6 protein-coding genes are annotated in these 6164 nt (G+C 72.8%); 4 read left to right on the top strand and 2 right to left on the bottom strand.

Annotation, left to right across the window (positions count from 1 at the left end; genetic code table 11):
* Together AB0I98_RS49340 and AB0I98_RS49335 are read left to right on the top strand one after the other, a co-directional pair.
* The coding region (locus AB0I98_RS49340) for a helix-turn-helix transcriptional regulator (protein WP_362953006.1) at window positions 1–500 on the top strand (500 nt) is incomplete at its 5' end.
* A 107-nt stretch (window positions 501–607) separates the two neighbouring features.
* Window positions 608–2023, top strand: a complete 1416-nt coding sequence (locus tag AB0I98_RS49335) for an FAD-binding oxidoreductase (RefSeq protein ID WP_362953004.1) — start codon at window positions 608–610, stop codon at window positions 2021–2023.
* A 129-nt stretch (window positions 2024–2152) separates the two neighbouring features.
* Here the strand turns inward: AB0I98_RS49335 and AB0I98_RS49330 are convergent, their stop codons facing one another.
* The gene (locus AB0I98_RS49330; RefSeq protein WP_362953002.1) at window positions 2153–2833 is read right to left on the bottom strand and encodes an HAD family phosphatase; all 681 of its coding nucleotides are present in this window, start codon (window positions 2831–2833) and stop codon (window positions 2153–2155) included.
* 19 nt (window positions 2834–2852) lie between these two features.
* Window positions 2853–3329, bottom strand: a complete 477-nt coding sequence (locus AB0I98_RS49325) for an Lrp/AsnC family transcriptional regulator (RefSeq protein WP_362953000.1) — start codon at window positions 3327–3329, stop codon at window positions 2853–2855.
* Between the two features lie 194 nt (window positions 3330–3523).
* On the opposite strand from AB0I98_RS49325, the gene AB0I98_RS49320 reads away from it, so the two are divergent.
* Together AB0I98_RS49320 and AB0I98_RS49315 are read left to right on the top strand one after the other, a co-directional pair.
* Window positions 3524–5014 carry an FUSC family protein gene (locus AB0I98_RS49320; protein ID WP_362952998.1) on the top strand — a complete coding sequence of 497 codons (1491 nt, stop codon included), beginning with the start codon at window positions 3524–3526 and terminating at the stop codon, window positions 5012–5014.
* 91 nt (window positions 5015–5105) lie between these two features.
* Window positions 5106–6140 (top strand): lactonase family protein, encoded by a 1035-nt coding sequence (locus AB0I98_RS49315; RefSeq protein WP_362952996.1) that lies wholly within the window; start codon window positions 5106–5108, stop codon window positions 6138–6140.
* Window positions 6141–6164 lie beyond the last annotated feature (24 nt).

The raw sequence follows: 6164 nt of genomic DNA, 5'->3' as shown, positions 1-6164 counted from the left end.
GGCTCGCCAAGGCCGGACACCGCGTCCCGGCCGACGGCTCGGACCATCCGTACGCCGTGCAGGCCGCCGGAGACTGGCGCCGGGCGGCGGCTCTGTGGCGGGTGGCGGGCTGCCCGTACGAGCATGCCGCGGCCCTTGCGGAAAGCCCCGACCCGGCCGACAAGCTCACTGCGCTCGCCGCCCTCGACACCCTGGGCGCCGAGCCGCTGGCCCGGCTGATCCGCGCCGAACTGCGTCACCTAGGCGTCCGCCGGATCCCCCGCGGCCCGCTCGCGGTCACCCGGGGCAACCCGGCCGGCCTGACCGAACGCCAGTTCCAGGTCATGCGGCTGCTGGCGGAGGGCCTGACCAACCCGGAGATCGCCGACCGGCTGGTCGTCTCGGTGCGCACGGTCGACAACCATGTACGCGCCGTCCTGGAGAAGCTCGACGCGCACACCCGACGCCAGGCCACCGCGCGTGCGGCCGAGCTGGGACTGCTGGCGGGACCCGAAACGTAGGTATGTCATCGCGCCGAGCTGGGTGACCCGCACGGATGCCCGGAAGGCCGTATCGCACTAGAAACATGCGAATCCGGCTGTATTCGGACACAGGAACGGGGAACCGCATGTCCAGCACACCCGCCCAGGCAGCGCGCCGCGAACTGACAGGCTTCACCGGTGATCTGACCGGACCCGACGACTCCGGCTACCAGGACGCCCGCGCCGTCTACAACGGCATGATCGACAAACGTCCCGCACTCGTCGCGCGCTGCGCCGACGCCGACGCCGTGGCCCGAGTGATCGGCTTCGCCCGCGCCCACGACCTGCCCCTCGCGGTCCGCGGTGGCGGCCATCACGGAGCCGGGCTCGGCACCGTCGACGACGGTGTCGTCGCCGACCTGTCGCCGCTCAAGGACATCCACGTGGACCCCGGGGCCCGGACGGTCCGGGTCGGCGGCGGCTGCGTGTGGGGCGAGGTCGACCGCGCCACCAACGCGCACGGACTCGCCACGCCCAGCGGCATCATCTCCACGACCGGCGTCGGCGGCCTCACCACCGGCGGCGGGCTCGGCCACCTGACCCGTAAGTGCGGGCTGACCATCGACAACCTGCTGGAGGCCGACCTGGTACTGGCCGACGGCCGGCAGGTGAGGGCCGCCGCCGACGAGAACAGCGACCTGTTCTGGGCGATCCGCGGAGGCGGCGGCAACTTCGGCGTCGTGACGTCGTTCCTGTTCCGGCTGCACGAGGTGAGCACCGTCGTCGCAGGACCGACCTTCTGGCCCGTCGAGATCAGCGCCGAAGTCCTCACCGCCTACCGGGACTTCCTGCCGAACGCACCCCGCGAACTCAACGGCTTCTTCCTGCACGGCACGGTCCCGCCGGCCCCGCCGTTCCCCGAGGAACTCCACCTGCGCAAGATCGCCGGCGTCGTGTGGTGCTACACGGGCGACGACACCGAGGCCGCCGCCCGCGAGATGGCCCCGCTGCTCGACGCCCTGCCGACGCCCCTGCTGCACGCGCCCGGCCCGATGCCCCACCCAGACCTGCAGTCCATGTTCGACGGCCTGTACCCGCCAGGCCACCAGTGGTACTGGCGTGCCGACTTCGTCAACGAGATCCCCGACGAAGCCGTCGAACAACACGCCAAGTTCGGCGCCGAGGTGCCCACCATGCAGTCGACGATCCACCTCTACCCGATCGACGGCGCCGCCCACGACGTCGGACCCACGGACACCCCCTGGGCCTACCGCGAGGCACGCTGGGCCTCCGTCTACGCGGGCGTCGACCCCGACCCGGCCAACGCCGACCTCGTCAAGCGGTGGACCGTCGACTACTTCGAGGCCCTGCACCCGTACTCGGCGGGCGGCGCCTACGTGAACATGATGATGGACGAGGGCCAGGAGCGGGTCCGCGCGAGCTACCGCGGCAACTACGACCGCCTGGCCCGAATCAAGGCCGACCGCGACCCGGACAACGTCTTCCGCCTCAACCAGAACATCCACCCCGCCCCGAAACCGCGGTACGAGGCGCGGCCCTGAGCGGTTGAACAGGCGAGAGGCCTCGCGCCCCGTAGGGGCGCGGGGCTGTATCGATATGCGCCTCCGCCGCGCGGGCGCGACCAGCCCCCACCGGCCCGCGGGTTCATGGCCGGCCTTCCAGCGGAGCGCTCAGCGTATGAGCCACTCGTACGCGGCGCGTGCCGTGAACTCCATCTGGCCGCCGCGCAGGAGCAGCCCCGCGGTCGCGAACTCCGGGGCGTCGGCCTGCGCGGCGACATAGGGGATGGCGATGCAGCGCATCCCGGCCGCGTGGGCGGCAGCGGCACCCGGGGCGGCGTCCTCCAGGACCACGCAGTCGGCCGGGGCCGCGCCGAGCCGGCGGGCCGCCTCCAGGAAGACGTCGGGGGCGGGCTTGCCGCGCTCGACCTCGTCGGCCGACACGACGGTGCGCAACTGGGCGTCCAGGCCGGTGCCGGCCAGGATCGCCTCGATGGCCTCGGGTGACGAACCCGAGGCCACGGCCATGGGCACGCCCTCACCGGCCAACAGCTTCACGAACGTACGCATCTCGGGGTACGCGCGCGTGGCGGTGCGGGCCAGTTCCAGATAGGCACGGTTCTTCGCGGCGAGCAGCTCGGCGACCGAGGCGCGCAAGCCGTATCGCTCCTTCCACAGCGCCACCGTCTCCTGCGTGCTGATCCCGACGTACCGCTCGTGGTCCGCCCAGGTGAAGTCCGGGACGCCGTGCTCGGCGAGGACCTGACGGCCCGCTGTGAAGTAGTTGGGCTCGCTGTCCACGAGTGTTCCGTCGAGATCGAAGATGACCGCGGTGGGGCCGAGATTGTTCATGGTTCCAGGATGCCCACCGTCATTTCCCGGCCGCGCGGCCGATCGACTCCACCAGCGGCAGCAGCCGGTGCGGAACGCGTTCGCGCAGGGCCACCTCGCTCCGGGTGCGGACGACGCCCGGCAGGCTGATCAGCTTCTGGATCACGTCCTCCAGATGCTCGTTGTCCCGCGCCACCACCCGGGTCAGCAGATCCCCGCCACCCGTGATCGAGAAGGCCTCCACGATCTCCGGTACGGCGGCCAGCGCGTCGCCCACATCGTCGAGATGGCCCTGCGTGACCTCGATGTGCACGAACGCCAGCACCGGATGGCCGAGCGCGGCGGGGGAGAGCGTCGGGCCGGTCCCGGTGATCACGCCGTCCCGCTCCAGCCGGTCCAGACGGGCCTGCAACGTCCCGCGGGCGACGCCGAGGATACGGGCGTACTCCCGCACGCTCGTCCGGGGCTGCTCCAGCAGCAGCCGCAGGATGCGGGTGTCGAGCTCGTCCACGGCCATGGCGCTCGGCCTCCTCGTCCCTGGTCCGTTGGCTCGTCGATGGACGAACCGGATCCGATATGTCTGTGCCAATGGTCCAGCATTCCACGCGCCACTTGAGCCAGGGTGCCCCTTGATGCTGCAATGAACCCGTCGATGGCGCTGCGGATCCCGCGGCGCCTTTTTCATGCCGTTGTCCAAGGGGGCGGGAAGCAGTGCTGAAGAGGGTGTTCATGGCTCCGGACCCGGGGCGGCTGCGGCTGCGCTTCGCCGCCCGGGCCGTCCTCGGCGTCGGCCTCGCGGTCGTCGTCTGCGGCCTCGCCGGCCACTCCCTCGCCGGTGCCGTCACCGGCGGACTCGCCGCGCTGCTCGCCCTGTTCACCGTCACCGACGCCACTGGCCGCGGGCAGGCGGTCACCACCGTGCTGCTGCCCGCCGTCGGCCTGCCCGTCCTCGCCGCCGCGGCCGAGCTGCACGATCAGCCCGTGGCCCGGGACCTCACCTTCCTCGCCGTGGTCGGCGCGGGCGTGTACGTACGCCGCTGGGGGCCGCGCGGACACAGCCTCGGCGTGTTCGCGTTCATGACCTACTTCGTGGCGCAGTTCCTGCACGCGACCCCCAGGCAACTGCCCGAGCTGTACGCCGCCGTCCTCCTCTCCGTCCTCACCGCCTCGGCGGTCCGCTTCGGACTGTGGTGCTACGAGCGCCGGCTGCCCCCGGCCCCCGCGCCCGCCCCGCCGCCCGGCACCGGCCTGGCCCGCGTGACCACCCGCCAGGCGATCCAGGCGACCACCGGCGCGGGCTTCGCCCTCGTCGTGGGCCAGTTGCTGTCCGGAGAGCGCTGGTACTGGGCCGTCGGCGCCACCTGGTGGGTCTTCGTCAACACCACCTCGCGCGGCGAGACCCTGGTACGGGGCTTCCGCCGCGTCCTGGGCACCGTGATGGGCATCGGCCTCGGCCTGCTCGTCGCCGTCCCTCTGCACGGGGCCGCCGTCCCCACGGCCGTCCTCCTCGCCGTCTGCGTCTTCGGGATCTTCTACACGGCCGCCGTGTCCTATACCTGGATGATGCTCTCAGTGACGGTGCTCGCCGAGCTGCTCTACGGCCTGCTGGGCGTCCTCGACCCCGCGCTGCTCGCGCTGCGGTTCGCCGAGACCGGTGTCGGGGCGCTCGGCGCCGTCCTGGCCGTGCTCTTCGTGCTGCCCGTCACCACCCACACCGTCACCGACGCCTGGATCCGGCGGGCTCTGCGCTGCGTCCACGCCTGCACCGCCGAGGCCGCCGCCCGCCTTGCCGGAGACGAGGGCGCCGACCCGACCGCCCGGGTGGCCGAACTGGAGCAGCTGATCGGCCGCGTACGGCTCTCGGTCGCCCCACTGGTCCACCCGCTCAACCCGATGCTCGGCCGCAAGCGGCGCGCCCGCCGCGTGCTCGCCCTGCTCGACGACTGCGCCCGTGAGATCCGCGGCCTGGCCGCCGTCGCCGCCGACCCCGAGGCCTCGCACGACGCACGCCTCGCCGCTGCCTGCTGGCGCGTCGAGGCCGGCGTCGAGGCGCTCACCGGCGGTGGCGATGTCCCCGAGTCCGCCATCGAGGCCACCGCGACGGAGCCGGCGCTGGCCCACCTGCACGGCGTGGAGCGGGCCCTCGCGGACCTCGCGAAGCCGCTGCGGGCACCGTCGCGCTCGCCCCTAGTCGGAGCCTGAAATCCCCAGCGCCCCCCGATTTGGTCTAGACCGATCGTGATCGACTGTTAGCGTCACCCCCGACAACACAGGGCGCCGAGAGGGGACAGCGGTGGCAGACGGCGGCAGGCGGCAGCGGCGGGCCTTCATCGGGTCGTTCACGGCGGCCGGGGGCGCCGGGATCGTGACGGCGGCCGTGGACCCGGACACCGGCGCGCTCACCGTCCTGGGCAGCGTGGAGACCGTGCCCGACCCCTCGTATCTCGCCCTGTCGCCCGACGGGGACACGCTCTACACGGTCAGCGAGACCGCCGACGGCACGGTGGCCGCGTATCGCGTGACCGGCGACAAGCCCGAGCCGGCCGGCACTGCGGTGCCGGTCGACGGCAGCGGCCCCACGCACCTGAGCCTGTTCGCCGGCCACGTCCTGACCGCCAACTACGGCTCCGGCAGCGTCACCGCCGTGCCCCTGCGCGCCGACGGCACCCTCGCCCCGGCCGCGTCCGGCGTGCTCCGGCACACCGGCTCCGGCCCACACACGCCGCGCCAGCAGGGCCCGCACGCCCACCAGGTGCAGCCCGACCCGAGCGGCCGGTGGGCCGTCAGTGTGGACCTCGGCACGGATTCCGTACGGGTGTGCACGCTGACGAACGGGAGCCTCGCAGTGCACCGGGAGATCGCCCTGCGCCCCGGTTCCGGGCCCCGGCACTTGGCCTTCCACCCGCGCGGCTCGTACGCGTACGTGCTGAACGAACTGACCCCGACCATCACCGTCTGCCGCTGGGACGCAGCGGACGGCTCACTGAAACCGCTCGCCGAGACCCCGGTGCTGGCCGGGCAGCCGGCCGGTGACGCCTACCCGTCGGGCATCGTCGCGTCGCCCGACGGCCGCTTCGTATGGACCGCCACCCGCGGCGAGGACGTGGTGTCCACGTTCGCCGTCGAGGACGAGGAACTGCGGCTGGTCGGCACGGTCACCTGCGGCGGCCACTGGCCACGGGCCCTCACCGCGGCGAACGGCTTCCTTTACGCCGCGAACGAGCGCTCCGGCGACGTCACCTGGTTCACCATCGACCCGAACACCGGCCTCCCGCGCCCCGGCGGGCTGATCGAGGTCACCGCCGCTTCCTGCGTGGTCATCGCCTGACCCCGGCCCGAATCGCCGAAGGGC

Origin of the sequence: Streptomyces sp. NPDC050211, from assembly GCF_040656035.1 — a bacterium.
Lineage (GTDB): Bacteria > Actinomycetota > Actinomycetes > Streptomycetales > Streptomycetaceae > Streptomyces.
Note: the sequence above shows the minus strand (reverse complement) of the source record. Positions and strands in the feature narration are given on the sequence as shown.

Bases quoted from the DNA above. Each gene is read 5' to 3' on its own strand.
- AB0I98_RS49335 (WP_362953004.1), top strand. From the start codon at position 608: ATGTCCAGCACACCCGCCCAGGCAGCGCGCCGCGAACTGACAGGCTTC.
- AB0I98_RS49330 (WP_362953002.1), bottom strand. From the start codon at position 2,833: ATGAACAATCTCGGCCCCACCGCGGTCATCTTCGATCTCGACGGAACA.
- AB0I98_RS49325 (WP_362953000.1), bottom strand. From the start codon at position 3,329: ATGGCCGTGGACGAGCTCGACACCCGCATCCTGCGGCTGCTGCTGGAG.